Genomic DNA, 14,351 nt, shown 5'->3' on the forward strand with positions numbered 1-14,351 from the left:
CCGCGAATCAATTTTCCTTGCTCCACGAGGCGGCTGCGCGCAAGCGCAACGCCGTACCGGCCCAAATCGCCGGGTCTCGCGTGCCATCTCCCCGCGCCACGAGGCGGCCGTGCGAAGCACAACGCCGTACCGGCCCAAATCGCTGGGTCCCCCGCGAGCCCATTTTCGATTGCTAATTGCATACAAAAACACACCCGAGCGACGAATTGCTTGGGTGTGTTTTTGCGTCCCAGTCTGTAAAATTACCGGTCTTCTTGCTCCACAGCCTTATCCTGGCTGAGGTCGTTGACCATGAACATATCCTTCGCGGTATGGTAGTCGTACAGCTCGTCAACGGACTGGTTCTGGAAGATCATCCGGATGGCCTGGCCGATCAAGGGACCGACGGACAGCTGGACGAACTTGTCCCGTACTTTATCCTTCGGCAGTTGAATCGTGTCCGTGAAGACGATCTGCTCCAGCGGTGCCGCTTCAATCTTGTCCACCGCCCCGGCAGAGAATACCGCGTGGGTGACACCAGCCAGGATGCGGGTGGCGCCGGCGGCTTGCAGGGAATACGCGGAGGCCGCCAGGCGTGTACCGGTATCGATCATGTCGTCGACGATGATGGCTACTTTACCCTTGACGTCTCCGATAATGTCCATCGGATCGATGGTCGTATCAGTTTCGTCCCGCTTGTCGACGATGGCAATCGGTGCACCGAAGTACTCGGCGACGGCACGGGCGCGCTTGGTGGTGGCGTGGTCCGGGGCCACAATGACCAAATCATCCTTATCTTGGCACAACTTCTGGTTCAGAAAATAGGTGGCCAGCAGCGGAATGGCTTGCAGGTGATCCACCGGAATATCGAAGAAGCCTTGAATCTGTTCCGCGTGCAGATCGACCGCCACGATGCGGGTCGCCCCGTCCATCTCGATCAAGTTCGAGACCAGCTTGGCCGTGATCGGTTCGCGGGAACGGGTCTTGCGGTCGGCCCGGGAATAGCCGTAATACGGTAGGACGACGTTGATCGTCCGGGCACTGGCCCGGCGCAGGGCGTCGATCATGATCATCAATTCCATGAAGTTCTCGTTCACGGGGTCGGCCACCGATTGGATCACGTAGGTGTCATCGCCGCGCACACTTTGGTCGATATTGACCTGAATTTCGCCATCACTGAAATGCTTGATGGTCGCACCGCTCAACGGCAGCCCCACCGCGTCCGCGATCCGCTTGGCCAGCGACGGATTGCCATTCAGTGCAAACAACTTCAATTCGGGTACGTTACCTGTTTTAACCATGTCAGCCTCCAAATTTTCCATGTCTGGTCCCATTATAATAGAAATCACCGGCGCTGGCGACTGTTAGCCGAAAACCAGGAAGCCGGCCTTAATGTCAGAAAAATTATTGTGACCGCCACAAAATTGCGCTACAGTGAGAACAAGCTCGGAGCGCGGCCGCTGCCCGTTCCTGCAGAAAGGATGATTTCATGACTGAACCGACTGCTTTACCCCGCCGTGACGAGGTGCCAGAACGCTACACTTGGGACTTAACGGCCCTTTATCCGACAGAAGATGATTTTAAGAAAGCATTGCAAGAATTTGCTGAGGAGACGAAGAAATTCGGTGCCGCCACTCAAGGAAAAATCACCGATGCGGCCAGTGCCTTGAAGGCTTTACCCGCCTACAGCAAACTTTACGGGATGCAGGACCACCTGGATACGTATGCCTACCTGCCCCAAGCAGCTGATCTCACGAACGCGCATTACCGCGCACTAGGCGCCTCGGCAGAAGCCGTCTTCAGCCAAGCCGCGGCCGTCTTCACCGCCTTCACCAGCGCCCTTTCTGCCCTGAGCGAAGCCGACCTGGACCAAATCGCCGCTGCCGACCCAGACTATGAACCGCTCGTCCGCCACCTGCGCCGGGACAAAAAGATTCGCCTGACCCCGGACACAGAAGCGGCCCTGGCGCAGCTTTCTCCCACCTTGAACGCCTTCTCCACCATCTATGGTCAGACCCGCTCCGCGGACATGCACTTCCCGGACTTCACCGTCGACGGGCAGACCTATCCGCTATCCTTCACGATGTATGAAGACCTCTACGCCTACGACCCAGACCCGACGGTGCGCCGCGCCGCCTTTGCCGCGTTCTCCCAGGTGCTTGCTCAGTACCAGAACACTGTTGCGGCCAACTACTATGCCCAAGTGATGAAAGAAAAGCGGCTGGCCACGCTGCGGGGCTTCGCCAGCGTCGTCGATTACCTGGTGTACGACCAAGAGGTACCCCGCAGCTTCTTCGACCGCCAGATCGACTTGATCACCGATGAATTCGGACCGATCATGCAGAAATACATCAAACACCTCCAGAAAACCCGGGGGCTCAAGGAAATGACCTTCGCGGACCGGCTGATCGACCTGGATCCGGACTTTGCCCCCACGGTCTCGATTGATGACTCGCGGCGCTACATCAGCCAAGCCGCCGCCCAGCTAGGCCCGGACTACCACGACATGATCATGCGTTACTTCCCGGACCGCTGGGTAGACTTCGTGGGCAACGTGGGGAAAGAAACGGGCGGCTTCTGTGCCCAGCCGTACCGCGTGCATCCGTATATTCTCATGTCCTGGACCCACAATCTGGCCGATATTTATACCCTCGTCCATGAGCTGGGGCACGCGGGCCAAGGCATCCTTTCTGCCCGAAAACATGGTCCGCTGGCCTTCACGCCCTCCGGCTATATCATTGAAGCGCCGTCCACGTTCAACGAACTGCTCCTGACCAACAGTCTGATTGCGGGCACCGATGACCCGCGGATGAAGCGGTTCGCCTACACGAAGTTGTTGACGAACACCTACTTCCACAATTTCATCACCCATCTGCTGGAAGCCGCTTACCAGCGGGAAGTCTACGCCATGGTGGACCGGGGTGAGGCCTTCGATGCGAAGGACCTGAACGCCATTACCCGGACGGTGTTCAAGCGCTTCTGGGGCGACGCCCTCCAGCTGGACGATAACAGTGACCTGACCTGGATGCGCCAGTCTCACTATTACATGGGCCTGTATTCCTATACCTACTCTGCCAGTCTGACAGTATCGACCCAAGCCTTCTTACGTATCCGCGACCATCAGCCGGGGGCTGTGCAGGACTGGCTGAACTTCCTCAGCCTGGGCGACAGCCTGGACCCCATCGGCGAAGCCAAGGTGGCTGGCGTGGACATCACCACCGACGCCCCGCTGCACAATACGATTCAGTATTTAGGCAGTGTCGTGGACGAGGTGCTGGCACTGTCCAAACAGCTTGATCATTAATTCAATTAATACGCTAAAGACGTCGCGAGACGTCTTTTTTATTGGGCTATACCAACTCTAAACAATCAATTGATGATGTCGTGCACTGGTTGGTAATCCCACCGCCGAATGGTATATTTATCCCAGAGTTATCCACGCGGTACTTTCTCAGCCGCCGACCGCCTGTGAACAGCGAAGGAGAGCAATCATCATGAGTGTCATCGGGCCTATCATCAAACAATTTCGCACCAGCAAAAGCATCGCCGCTAAGACGGTTTACCAAGGGATCATGTCCCGGGCGAATTACTTCCGTTTCGAGAACGGCGAAATTGATACGTCGGCCACCAACTTGATGGAAATGCTGCGGCGCCTCAACATCATGATCACTGAATTTGCTAATGCATACAGCAGCACGGATTCGGCAGCGGCGACCCGAACGGCTCAACAGATTGGGCAGCTCATGGCAGCCGGCGCAGTGACGGAAGATCCAGCCAAGTTTTCCGCTGCTGCAGTACTGGCAGAGAAAAGCTTTGCGCAGACAGGATATTTCGGCGACCGCACGACCAGTCTCATCGCGTCGGCATTTGCGGATTATTATCACCACGGCGGACAGATTGCGCCGCGCCAGCCAGACTTGACCATTATTCGGGACTTTCTCTATACCACCAAAACGTGGTACGGCTATGAAGTCACCCTCTTGTTCAATATTCTGCCTTTACTCGATATGGACAATCTATTCCCACTGCTTAAACGTTACTTACATCGAGCGGCACCGCTGGTGCAAATAGAGGCCGGCAGTACAGTGCCCACCACCGGCGATATGCTGCAGCAGGCCTTTGATCCCATCATCCGGCAACAAGACTGGCCGGCCTACCAGGAACTATTGAGAATGTTCAACGCCGTCCCGCTTCAGGAACGGTTTATGTACCCTCGGCTGATGCGGCAGGTCTACAACACTTTCGCCAACTTTCACCACGATAACGACGAAGACACACTGGCCGGTATCCCCGTGATTATCAATCTGCTTAAGACGTTGCAAATGCCGACCTACCTGGCGCAGACGGAACAGCAGGTGGCCGCGTTACGGCAATGGCTGGTGCCAGTGCGGCAATGATGCCAACTGGCGGTCCTTGCGTAGCATCCAGTGACGATCCGGCGTACGCCAACAGGCGGCCCGGCGTACTTGATTAACCAAGTATGCCGAGCCGCCTGTTTGGCCATTTGAAAAGAGGCCAGCACTTCAAATCGCCGGATTCACAGCACCAGCCGCTTCTTCAACGGCCCCCGGGGATCCGCCACGACCACGGCCATATCCCCAGGCTTTGTCCCGGCGTCTCCTTCGTGCACCCGCACCCCGGAATCGGTGACGATGGTGAAGGCATACGAGCCGGTAATCGCCAGCTGCATCAGTTCCTGCTGCTCACCGAAGGGCAGCCGGCCGTTAATGTACATTCGGCCCTGGGGCAGGGCCGCCATGGCTTTCTTCACCAGCGGTGCAATCTCCGTGACTGCCGCCTGGCCCACCGTTAACGCCAGTGCGACGTTCTCCCGGAAGTTGCCGAGGAATTCCCGCTTGTCGTCGGGGTTGATCGTTGGGTTGCCGTACATATGGGCCTTAATGTATTTCTCCACATCCATGGCCATGATCGCTGCCTCTAATCTGAGATGGACTGGTGGGCGTGCTTGGTCTTCAGCTTATCTTGCTTGGCCTGGCGCTCCCGCCCTTCCGTAATGATCTGCTGCATGCGGGCGTTGACCACCATGATGTCCCGGGCCTTCTTAGTCACGGTGACGCCGGCATGGATGGCGCTGCCCTCTCGCTGTACATAATGGTATAGCGGCGTATTCTCAATATAGAACTGGTCGCCGTACATGCAGTAACGGGTATTGAACAGGGCATCCTCCATCAGTTTAACGTCGGCGTCGAAGGTCAGGTGGTGGTCCTGGATAATATCCGTGCGGTAGCATTTATTCCACGTATATCCGCGGATCGGGCCGCTGGGCTTAGCCACCAGATTAAGCATTTCTTTCTGATCGACGATGCCGTGCTTACGGGACTTGTTCCGCCGGCCGGTGGGTTCAATGACGAAGCCGCAGGCGACCATTGCTGCCTCCGGGTGCTTGGCGAAGCGGTCCATGTACCAGGCCATCTGGGTCGGTTCGGTCCAGTCGTCGCCGTCAGAGAAGGTGAGAAAATCTCCGCGGGCCGCCGCCATACCGGCGTTGCGGGTCCGGGAGATGCCCACGTTGGCCGGCATCTGGAGAACCCGGACGCGGTCATCGAGCCGGGCAAACTCTGTGGCGATCTGGTATGTATCGTCGGTGGAACCGTCGTCCATAATAAGCACCTCGATGTTGCGGTAGGTCTGTTGGAGCAGGGCCTGAACGCTCCGGTTGAGCAGCCCGTCCAAGTTATATGCAGGAACAATAATGGAGATGAGCGGTGCCAAAAGAATTCCACCTTTCGTGAAGCATCATGGTCATTATACCAGACAACCCCGGGACTGCGACTGTCACCGCTTACCAAGGACGGTATAATAGAAGAAAAAGGAGTTGACGCGGATGGCAAAACTGATCAATCGGGTGGTGCCTGTGGACGGCAGCGTGAACCTGCGCGAACTGGGCGGGATTGCCACCACTGACGGGCGGCATATCAAGACCCAGCAAGTCCTGCGCTCTGGCAGTATGAGCGGCATCACGCTGCGCGGCCAGCAGCAATTGTGGGACTACGGGGTGCGGGTCGTGATCGACTTTCGCTCGCTCAGCGAGACTCAGATGGCCCCCGACCGGCTGCCCGGCGAGGTCCACTACTACCACGACCCCGTCTACGCCATGACCGCCGGCGACCAGGACACGGCGTGGCAGCGGGTCAAGGACTTCTTCGGCGGCGGGAAGAAAACCAAACTGGAGCACTTCCACTACGCCGACGGCCTGGCCGGCCTTTACCAGCAGATCATTCTCGACCCCTTCAGCCAACACGCTTATTCGTTCATGTTCCAGCAGCTGCTGGCCAACACGACCCCGGGCCACAGTGTGGTCTTCCACTGTGCCGCCGGCAAGGACCGCACCGGCATGGGCGCGGCCTTGATTGAGAAAGCCTTGGGGGTGGCGGACGACTTGATCGTCCAAGACTATCTGCTCACCAATCTGGTCCTGGGCGGCATGAGTGAAGCGGACGTAACGAAGTTTCTCGCCGATCCCCACGTGGATTCCCGGGTCACCCGGATGAACTTGATGCAGGGGGAAGCCGCCGCCATGCCGGCCATCTTCCACGCCATTGATACAATTTACGGCAGCTTTGCCGGCTTCTGGCAGAACGCGTTACGGCTCAAACCGGTGCAGCTGACTGCCCTGCGGCAGCGTTACTTAGAATGATCGGCTTTCTTTTGATGCTCTGGAACAGGCGGCTTTGCGGCCGCTTTTTCTTTGGCCAGCCGTCGCTGCATGTGCTTGCCCACGATGAAGGATGCCACGAATCCTGGCAGCAAAGAGATCAGCGCCAGCGTCCCGAACCCGGACCAGTAGAAACGGTTGCCCTCCAAGGCATACGCATCCACCAGAATGATCAGGAAGAAAATAGCGGAGTACAACAAAAAGCGCTCATTCCCCGACCACTTCGGCAACGGCAGCAGGACCGGCAGCGTCAGGATCAGGGTCATGTACAGCGCATTGACGATGGGCTGTTTGATGAACAGTCCGGTCAGCGGCTGGTGGAGCAGCCAGCTGATCAGGATCGTCACCGCCATGAAGCCCACGAAAAAAATGAGCGTAAACAGCCACGGATGGCGATACGGCCATTGGGGGTTATTGATTTCCGTCGTCCTCACCCGCCTTGTCGACAGCTTGCCATTTGGCAATGACAGCCTGTTCAGTATAGTCCTGGGCAAGCGCCAGTGAGGTCTTCTCGGCCGTGTTTAAGGCTTTTTTATGACGCACCAGCTGCTTAACGGCCGCGGCGAACTGACCGCTGTTGGCCGCCGGCACGACGACGCCATTTTCATCTGCCCGGACAAAAGGCGTCCAGGCACCGGCGTGGTCGCTGGCGGCCACCACGGCCAGCCCGTGGGCCAGTGCACTGATGATCACCGCGGCGGCCGGAAAGGCGCGGACGCTGGCATACACTTGATGTGTCGCCAAAGCCTCCCGCCACTGGGCCGGGGTGCTGATGAATTGGACACTGCCGCCCGGATGGGTGCTGCCTGTTGGGACGGTGGCAGCCCCCAGCTGAGGCTGGTAAATGGTCAGCCGCACGTGGGGCACCGCTTGGCGCAGGGTGGTGAACAACGTCATCAACGCCTTCAGCCCGGTGCCTTGGGGATCAGCGTCCAAATAAGTCAAGACCGACGCCGCGGGCCGTTTTGCCAGCGGTGTCAGCGCCGTCGCGGGGAATGTGGCGTGCACCGGGAACTGGGCCACCCGGATGGTCTCGCCGGTGCGGGCCGCCCAGCGCGTGGCCAGCAGCTGATCCGGCACGATCACCCCGGCGTAATGGGCCAGTAATGTCTGCACGTGGGTCCACAGCGCATCGTCTTCCGTCTGCTGGGTCAGGCTGCTGCGGTGGGCGAATACGAACCGGCGGGGTAAATTCATCGCCTGGACTGCCGCCAACACTTCCGGCGCGTCCTGGGCAACGATGGTGGCCGGCCCGCTGGCATGGGTCTCGGCAATGGCGGCCGTCGCCAGCACACCCAGGGCAGCCGCCATGTCCGGAAAGACCATTTCTCGGCCGCCCAGCCGGGGCAGCAGCACCATGCCCGCTTGAGGCGCCTGGTGCGGGACCGGTTCGAAATAGTGTTCCAAGACCGGAGCGCCATGCACGTCCCAGTATATTTCTTGTTCCACCGTCCCGTTGGTGTTCAGATACTGGCTGACGGAGCGGAATCCGCGGCGGTCAAAGAAATCCCGTTTGCGGATCTCGTCCGGCCGGGCATAGTAATCGACGTAATCGATCTGGGGCGAATCGGCAATCGTGTGCACCACCGCAAAGCGGCGATCGCCCGGGCGGTATTCCTGGGTCGCCAAGTTGATCCACCAGTCCTGCTTATTCCCCAGGTTCAAGTCCCGAAACGTCAGGACCCGCTTCTTGAGCTGCCCCACTTTTTGCAATTCATCCCACAGGTTCAAGGCCAGGGCGGCGGCCCCGCCGCTCGCCGGGGTACGGGTCAGCAGCCGGTCGTAATTCAGGGTCAGGACCCGGGCCGGGACCTCGTGGGCCGCGAGGGTCAACGCCAGATCCAGACTTTGGGAAACAAATGTATCAGCAGAACCAGGGGTTTCGTTACCAATAAAGAAGAGCATGGGCAGATCCTTTCTCCAACGCGCGGCGGCGGACGCCGTCGTGGTAAAATTAATCATAGAATACATTGCTTGTGCAAGGGAATGGTGAAAAAAATGGCAAAATGGACGATCGACGCGGATACGAACCACGGCGTCTGGTATTGGCTGCGTTACTGGGTGGTCCTGGGCGCGGTGCTGGCACTGCTGGCCTGGTGGGGCAGCTGGCTCTGGGGCAGTACCTGGAGCATCATCACCGCGTTGCTGGTGTGGGCCGGCACGACGGCGGTACTGGCCGCCGCCACCCTGCTCTTCAGCCCCTTCGTCATTACGCTCAGTCTGATTCTGGGGACCGTAGCGATCATCGTCTTGGCCGTCGGTTCCCTCATCCATATCCTTTAACTCGAGGAGGTAAGTGCATTGACTACAATGAAGAAAATACTCCAAGTCGGCGCTCCTGTCACCTTGGCGGCCGGCACCGCGGTCGTCTCCGCCCTGCTCTACCAGTACGCCTTCAGGCGAGCGGACCAGTCAGCCGAAGAAACCCCGCTGCCGCCGGATTCGCCCTACTATGCAGCGGACCAATGGTTCCTGCAAGCCCCGAAAGAAAAGTGGCAGCTGAATCCTGACGACCCCAGCCAGCAGATCCAAGCCTTCTATCTCCCTGCGGCCCGGCCGTCAAAGAAAGCCGTCATCATGTCCCACGGCTACAAGGGCCAGGCCCGCAAAATGGCGGCCAGCGCCCAGCTTTTCTGGGCGGACGGCTACAACGTTTTAATGCCGGATAATCGGTCCCACGGCGGCTCCGCCGGCAAGTACATCAACTTTGGCTTGCTGGACCGCATGGATTATCTAGACTGGATCAACAAGGTCATCGCTCGGCTGGGGCCGGATTGCGAAATCGTCCTCTTCGGCATCTCCATGGGCGGCGCCACCGTGATGATGGTCAGCGGTGAAGAACTGCCGCCCCAGGTCAAGGCCATCATTGAAGACTGCGGCTATTCTTCCGTGGAAGAAGAACTGACCTACCAGATGCGTTCCCAGTTCCACCTGCCGAAGTGGCCGTTTTGGCCCATCGTCAGCGGCATCAACCGCATCACCATGGGCTGGTCGCTGGCCGACAGCGTCACCAGCATCGGTCAGCTGAAGAAGAATACCCGGCCGATTTTCTTCATCCACGGGGCCGAGGACAAGTTCGTGCCGACCTATATGTGCATCGACTGCTTCAACGCCACCCATGCCCCCAAGGACATGTGGATCGTTCCCGGGGCGGACCACGCCAGCTCGTTCGCCACGGCACCATCGGAATATACGGCCCGGGTCAAGCGTTTTCTGTCCCAGTACGTGCCTAGTGAGACGTCAGCTTCATGACCGACCGGGCAATCATCACTTCTTCATTGGTGGTGATCACCAGCGCTTGGACCCGGGCCTCGGGGGTGGTGAGAAAGGCAGTGGCCTGGGCATTCACCTGGGCTGGGTCTTCCGTCATACCCATGTAAGCCAGCTGCCGCAGGACACCATGACGCAGGGAACCCCGGTGTTCGCCGACGCCGCCGGTGAAGACGATGGCGTCCAGCCCGCCCATTTCTGCCGTATAGGCCCCAATGTACTTGACCACCCGGTTGACGAAGATCCGCTCCCCCAGAATGGCCCGTTCATTGCCAGCCTGGGCGGCGGCGTCGATGTCCCGGAAGTCCGAAGACAGGCCGGTGAGCCCGAGCATCCCGGACTGGTCGTTCAGGACCTGGACCATGTCCTGGAAGGACTGGTGCGTCTTCCCGGCCAGGTAGGCGACGAGCGACGGGTCGATATCCCCGCTGCGGGTGCCCATGGTCAAGCCGGCCAGCGGTGTGAAGCCCATGGAAGTGTCCAGGGATTCGCCGTGGGTGATGGCCGCCGCTGACGCCCCGTTGCCCAGGTGCAGCGTGATCAGCTTCAAGTCGGCCAGGTCCCGGTGCAGCAGCTTGGCTGCTTCCCGAGCCACATACGCGTGGCTGGTCCCGTGGGCACCGTAACGGCGGGCCCCATAGTCCCGGTAATACTGCATGGGAATGCTGTACAGGTAATTGACCCGGGGCATGGTCTGGTGGAAGGCAGTGTCGAACACCGCCACCTCCGGCACGCCCGGCAGCCGCTTCGTGAAGGCGGCAATATAGGCCGCTTCACTGGGATTGTGCAGCGGCGCATACTCGGCCAGCGCGGCGATGTCTTGAATGACCTGGGGCGTGACCCGGGTGGGGGCAGCGAACTTCTCGCCGCCGGCCACCACCCGGTGACCGATGCCGGCCAGCTCCTCGGGCGCACTGAGGACCCCTTGGGCGACTAGCGTCGTCAGCAGTGTATCCACCGCCTGATCGATGTCCTCCAGGTTCGCCCGGCTCTCGTGCTTTTGCCCCTGGGCGTCTTTGATCGTCAAGACGGCAGCGGGTGAGCTGGCCCGGTCGATGCCCCCGGACGCCAGGAGCGTCTCCTCGGGCATGGCGATCACTTGGAACTTCAACGTGGAACTGCCGGCATTAATGGCGAGTACTTTTGGCATGGTAACCTCCTGTAATTTGGTCCGTGATTTCAATCAATTAATTATACCATCATGACTCGGGCAGGCAGAAAGGCGGCGGCGTTGCGCTCGGCCGCCGCCACCCGAGCATGATTCTGATCGCCCCATGAATAGATTTGAAAGAAGGGTTGTTGACACAATGGAAATTGCAATCATCGGTGCCGGTCCCCGCGGCTTAATGACGTTGGAACGGCTGACCGCTTGGCAGCAGCGGGACCGTTTCCCGCTGCGGGTGACCCTGTACGATCCCGCCGGTATCGGCGGCATGGTCTGGCAGCCGGAACAGCCGCTGTCGCTGATCATGAACACGATCCCCATCCAGATCACCCTGTTCACCGACGCCACCGTCGCCCTCAGCGGCGGTCCCCTGACCACCGGCCCCAACCTGTACCAGTGGAGCAAACAGATTGCCCCCACCTGGCTGCGCCGCCAACCATGGTCCACCGCCGCCGCTTTGCGTACAGAGGCCAATAAGCTGCAGGAACGCGGCTATTCTTCCCGGGCACTTTACGGCGCGTACACCCGCTGGTTCTTCGACTACGTTCAGCAGCACGCCACCGGCACCGACATTGCCTTTTCTCCCACCACTGTGACCGGTCTGCACTGGCTGAACGACACCACGGTCCAGCTGACCGCCGGTGACCAGCAGACCACCGTCAACGGCGTGGTCATGGCCCTGGGTTACAGCGAGAATGACCTCACCGAAGAGCAGGAAGACCTGCGCAGCCATGCCCAGCGCTACGGGCTGACCTACATTCCCCAGCGCAATCCGGCGGACGCCGCGCCGGCCTTGGCCGCGGTCCAGCCCACCGACCGGGTGATCCTGCGCGGTTTGGGGCTCAGTTTCTTCGACTACGTCAGTCTCCTCACCGAAGGCCGCGGCGGCACGTACACCCGCGGTCCCCAGCATACGTTGATCTACCACGCGAGCGGCCAAGAACCGCCGATCTACGCCAGCTCACGGGGCGGCTTTCCTTACCGGGCCAAGGGCTTCAATGAGAAAGGCGATGGCGTGGAGGTGCCGCCCCGCTTTCTCACCAAAGAGCGCTTGGCCCAGTGGCACAAGGCCGGGCACGTGTCCGGCTTGACGTTCTGGCACCTGCTCCAAGCCGAAGTGGAATTCGTTTATTATATGAAACTGGTGCGGGACTACTTCCCGACCATCGACGCGGAGGCCTTGAAGGCGGCGATGATAAGTTCCGGCCACCCGACGAAAACGGCTAACAGCTTCGGAGTGCCGGCCAGCCAGGTGTGGAACTGGCAGGTGCTGGCTCACCCGGAAAAGCTTACGGATGAAGCCGGCTTCGATACTTTCGTTCTGCAATATCTGCACCGAGACTACATGGAAGCGCGCCGGGGGACTGAGACCGGACCGTTCACCAGTGCCCTGGAAGTCTTCCGGGACATGCGCGACCCGATTCGCCAGGTGGTGGAAAACCGGCTGCTGACGGACGGCGATTACTGGAATATCTTCTTGAAAGAATTCCAGCCGATCAACGACTTTCTCTCCATCGGTCCGCCAGCCAAGCGTATCCAGGAACTGACCGCGCTGGTCCAGGCCGGCATTGTTAAGCTGGTCGGTCCCCAAATGGCCCTGGACATGCCGGCCCATGCCTTCGCGGTGCGCTCCCAGATGTATCCCAGCCGGCGGTTCCTCGGCAACGTTCTCATTGAAGCCCGGCTGCCGGCGGTGAATTATCCCACCGCGACCAACCCGCTGCTCCGGGACTTGGACCGCCAGCAGCTGCTCCGGCCTTACACCCTGGAACTGCCCAACCACAGCCAGCCGCTGGGGGCGATCACCGTCGACCGGCGTACCAGTGCCTTGATCACCGCTGCCGGCGATCACCTGCCCAACGTCGCCCTCTACGGTATTCCCACCGAAGGACTGCACTGGCTGACCACCGCCAGTCCCCGGCCAGACGTCAACGACGTTTCCTTGCGCGAGACCGATGCTTTGGTCGCCAGCCTGCTGCATCATTTGGCTCCGTCTCAAGACTGATTTTGCTTGCTGAAGAATTAAGAACGCCCGCCGGCCGTCTGCGCCAGCGGGCGTTCCTGGTATACTCGATGTATCCCTTGAAGAAGTGAGGAAAGAAATCATGCGTAAGTTCGTTCGTTTCTTAATGATCATCATGACCGCGGTGGCCGGGGCCCTGCTCCTGACCACCCCCGCCCACGCCGCCAGCGGCGACTGGAGCCAGCCCATCGTCACCCTGGGCACCAGCCTGACCGCCAGCCAAAAGGAAGGCACCATCAGTACCCTGACCAGCCCGCTCAACGGTGCGAATTACAGCACCATCACCATTACCGGGGACACCCTGGTCAAGTACCTGAACCCCAGCGGTTCTACCTTCACCAGCGCGTCCGGCGTCTGGTCCAGCGCCGCCGTCCAGAAGACCAGCAGCGGCAGCGGCATCAACGTCCAGATTCTGAACTATAACGGCAAGAACAACATTACTCAGATCACGGCAGATCAATACAAGAACGCCGCCCTCACCGCCGGCGTCACCGACGCCAACATCTACGTCACTTCCGCCGTACCTATCGATGGTTCCGGCGCCCTGGCCGGGGTCTACGCGGCCTTCGCCCAGAACGGCGACGCCCTCAACCAGAAGCAAGTCACGGCGGCCCAGAACGAGATGGGTACCCTGAACGACATCAACCAGGCCAACAAGGGCAAGGACGGTTACTCTGATGCCCAGCTGAACAACGCAGTGGCCGGGGCGAAGGAAGAAATGGCCCAAAAGGGCAGCAACATCACCACCGGCGACATCACCACCATCGTGAACAACCAAATCACCAAAAATAACCTGGGCAACGTCATCAACAACAACCAGAAGCAGCAGATCATCAATATTCTGGTACAGATCCGGGATTCCGGGGCCTTGAACAGCAGCAGCTTCAAAGAGCAGGCGAGCAAGGTCATGAGCGACATCCAGGACAACGCCAAAAGTATCTTCAACAAGCTGAACACCCAAGAGAACCGCAACCTCTTCCAAAAAGTCATGGACGCCATCGGCCAGTTTTTCCAGAACGTTTGGAACCAGATCGTGGGGTTGTTTAAGTAACTGAACGAGGAAGGGCAGTGTCTGGCGCTGGCTCGGGTGACTACGGGCTCCGCAGATTGGGGCGGCGACGCGCAGCTAGTGCGAAGCCGGTCCTGCGGAGCTAGCCATGGACACGTGACAAAACATGCCCGGGCGCCGTGCCAAAGCTCCGCAAGCTCCGGCAAAACGGGCGGCGACGCGCAGCTAG

The 14,351-nt window shown here is 59.6% G+C and carries 13 protein-coding genes; 7 read left to right on the top strand and 6 right to left on the bottom strand.

The features are described from left to right. Nucleotides 1–242: 242 nt before the first annotated feature. On the bottom strand, nucleotides 243–1,280 hold the full coding sequence (locus L248_RS11175) for a ribose-phosphate diphosphokinase (RefSeq protein ID WP_081701307.1): 1,038 nt from the start codon (nucleotides 1,278–1,280) through the stop codon (nucleotides 243–245). A gap of 188 nt (nucleotides 1,281–1,468) precedes the next feature. On the opposite strand from L248_RS11175, the gene pepF reads away from it, so the two are divergent. After that, nucleotides 1,469–3,283, top strand: a complete 1,815-nt coding sequence (gene pepF, locus L248_RS11180; RefSeq protein WP_022530340.1) for an oligoendopeptidase F — start codon at nucleotides 1,469–1,471, stop codon at nucleotides 3,281–3,283. A gap of 190 nt (nucleotides 3,284–3,473) precedes the next feature. Beyond that, nucleotides 3,474–4,376: an Rgg family transcriptional regulator gene (locus L248_RS11185; protein WP_022530341.1), complete on the top strand. Its 903-nt coding sequence runs from the start codon at nucleotides 3,474–3,476 to the stop codon at nucleotides 4,374–4,376. A 140-nt stretch (nucleotides 4,377–4,516) separates the two neighbouring features. Here L248_RS11185 and L248_RS11190 read toward each other — a convergent pair whose 3' ends face one another. Then, on the bottom strand, nucleotides 4,517–4,906 hold the full coding sequence (locus tag L248_RS11190) for a DUF1694 domain-containing protein (protein WP_022530342.1): 390 nt from the start codon (nucleotides 4,904–4,906) through the stop codon (nucleotides 4,517–4,519). An 11-nt stretch (nucleotides 4,907–4,917) separates the two neighbouring features. Further along, complete coding sequence (locus L248_RS11195; protein ID WP_022530343.1) at nucleotides 4,918–5,712, bottom strand: glycosyltransferase family 2 protein; 795 nt, start codon at nucleotides 5,710–5,712, stop codon at nucleotides 4,918–4,920. Between the two features lie 112 nt (nucleotides 5,713–5,824). Between L248_RS11195 and L248_RS11200 the strand changes: the two genes are divergently transcribed. Next, nucleotides 5,825–6,637, top strand: a complete 813-nt coding sequence (locus L248_RS11200) for a tyrosine-protein phosphatase (protein ID WP_022530344.1) — start codon at nucleotides 5,825–5,827, stop codon at nucleotides 6,635–6,637. On the opposite strand, the gene L248_RS11205 is transcribed toward L248_RS11200, so the two are convergent. Beyond that, nucleotides 6,625–7,089, bottom strand: coding sequence for a hypothetical protein (locus L248_RS11205; RefSeq protein ID WP_022530345.1), 465 nt, complete (start codon nucleotides 7,087–7,089; stop codon nucleotides 6,625–6,627). The genes L248_RS11200 and L248_RS11205 overlap by 13 nt on opposite strands. Then, nucleotides 7,067–8,617, bottom strand: coding sequence for a glycosyltransferase (locus tag L248_RS11210; RefSeq protein ID WP_022530346.1), 1,551 nt, complete (start codon nucleotides 8,615–8,617; stop codon nucleotides 7,067–7,069). Before L248_RS11210 ends, L248_RS11205 begins: the two co-directional genes overlap by 23 nt. Nucleotides 8,618–8,653: 36 nt before the next feature. On the opposite strand from L248_RS11210, the gene L248_RS11215 reads away from it, so the two are divergent. Together L248_RS11215 and L248_RS11220 are read left to right on the top strand one after the other, a co-directional pair. Then, on the top strand, nucleotides 8,654–8,938 hold the full coding sequence (locus L248_RS11215) for a hypothetical protein (protein WP_040536497.1): 285 nt from the start codon (nucleotides 8,654–8,656) through the stop codon (nucleotides 8,936–8,938). A gap of 27 nt (nucleotides 8,939–8,965) precedes the next feature. Then, entirely contained in the window at nucleotides 8,966–9,907 is a 942-nt protein-coding gene (locus L248_RS11220) for an alpha/beta hydrolase (protein WP_022530348.1), read from the top strand. Here L248_RS11220 and L248_RS11225 read toward each other — a convergent pair. Continuing rightward, the gene (locus L248_RS11225) at nucleotides 9,885–11,075 is read right to left on the bottom strand and encodes an acetate/propionate family kinase (protein ID WP_022530349.1); all 1,191 of its coding nucleotides are present in this window, start codon (nucleotides 11,073–11,075) and stop codon (nucleotides 9,885–9,887) included. The two genes, L248_RS11220 and L248_RS11225, sit on opposite strands and share 23 nt — an antisense overlap. Before the next feature lie 157 nt (nucleotides 11,076–11,232). On the opposite strand from L248_RS11225, the gene L248_RS11230 reads away from it, so the two are divergent. Both L248_RS11230 and L248_RS11235 read left to right on the top strand, forming a co-directional pair. Further along, nucleotides 11,233–13,095: an FAD/NAD(P)-binding protein gene (locus tag L248_RS11230; RefSeq protein ID WP_022530351.1), complete on the top strand. Its 1,863-nt coding sequence runs from the start codon at nucleotides 11,233–11,235 to the stop codon at nucleotides 13,093–13,095. Between the two features lie 100 nt (nucleotides 13,096–13,195). Then, on the top strand, nucleotides 13,196–14,164 hold the full coding sequence (locus L248_RS11235) for a DUF1002 domain-containing protein (RefSeq protein WP_040536500.1): 969 nt from the start codon (nucleotides 13,196–13,198) through the stop codon (nucleotides 14,162–14,164). The last annotated feature ends 187 nt before the right edge of the window (nucleotides 14,165–14,351 follow it).

Origin of the sequence: Schleiferilactobacillus shenzhenensis LY-73 (assembly GCF_000469325.1) — a bacterium.
GTDB classification, from domain to species: domain Bacteria; phylum Bacillota; class Bacilli; order Lactobacillales; family Lactobacillaceae; genus Schleiferilactobacillus; species Schleiferilactobacillus shenzhenensis.

Excerpts from the sequence above, each read along its gene's own strand:
- L248_RS11230 (WP_022530351.1), top strand. The coding sequence starts at position 11,233 with ATGGAAATTGCAATCATCGGTGCCGGTCCCCGCGGCTTAATGACGTTG.
- L248_RS11220 (WP_022530348.1), top strand. The coding sequence starts at position 8,966 with ATGAAGAAAATACTCCAAGTCGGCGCTCCTGTCACCTTGGCGGCCGGC.
- L248_RS11215 (WP_040536497.1), top strand. The coding sequence starts at position 8,654 with ATGGCAAAATGGACGATCGACGCGGATACGAACCACGGCGTCTGGTAT.
- L248_RS11185 (WP_022530341.1), top strand. The coding sequence starts at position 3,474 with ATGAGTGTCATCGGGCCTATCATCAAACAATTTCGCACCAGCAAAAGC.
- L248_RS11190 (WP_022530342.1), bottom strand. The coding sequence starts at position 4,906 with ATGGCCATGGATGTGGAGAAATACATTAAGGCCCATATGTACGGCAAC.
- L248_RS11200 (WP_022530344.1), top strand. The coding sequence starts at position 5,825 with ATGGCAAAACTGATCAATCGGGTGGTGCCTGTGGACGGCAGCGTGAAC.
- L248_RS11210 (WP_022530346.1), bottom strand. The coding sequence starts at position 8,617 with ATGATTAATTTTACCACGACGGCGTCCGCCGCCGCGCGTTGGAGAAAG.
- L248_RS11175 (WP_081701307.1), bottom strand. The coding sequence starts at position 1,280 with ATGGTTAAAACAGGTAACGTACCCGAATTGAAGTTGTTTGCACTGAAT.
- L248_RS11235 (WP_040536500.1), top strand. The coding sequence starts at position 13,196 with ATGCGTAAGTTCGTTCGTTTCTTAATGATCATCATGACCGCGGTGGCC.
- L248_RS11225 (WP_022530349.1), bottom strand. The coding sequence starts at position 11,075 with ATGCCAAAAGTACTCGCCATTAATGCCGGCAGTTCCACGTTGAAGTTC.
- pepF (WP_022530340.1), top strand. The coding sequence starts at position 1,469 with ATGACTGAACCGACTGCTTTACCCCGCCGTGACGAGGTGCCAGAACGC.